Annotated in this window: 1 protein-coding gene; it reads left to right on the forward strand. The window is 65.8% G+C overall.

What is annotated here, in order from left to right; translation table 11 throughout:
* Nucleotides 1-278, forward strand: a 278-nt coding sequence (locus tag SB816_RS31145) for an efflux RND transporter permease subunit (RefSeq protein ID WP_410548132.1), incomplete at both ends; no start/stop codon positions are given.

Raw genomic sequence — 278 nt, forward strand, 5'->3', positions numbered from 1 at the left:
GGCCAGCATCAGGATCGGCGATGTGTTCGACGTCGCGCGCTTCGTCAACGCGTCGATCGACGAGGTGCGCGAGACCATCATCGAGGCGATCGCGATCGTCGTGGTCGTGATCTTCCTGTTCCTCGGCTCGTTCCGTGCGGTCGTGATCCCGGTCGTGACGATTCCGCTCGCGCTCGTCGGCTCCGCCGCGCTGATGCTGGCCGCGGGCTTCTCGCTGAATCTGCTCACGTTGCTCGCGATGGTGCTGGCGATCGGGCTCGTCGTGGACGACGCGATCG

Source organism: Achromobacter sp. SIMBA_011, assembly GCF_046535435.1.
Lineage (GTDB): Bacteria > Pseudomonadota > Gammaproteobacteria > Burkholderiales > Burkholderiaceae_B > Achromobacter > Achromobacter dolens.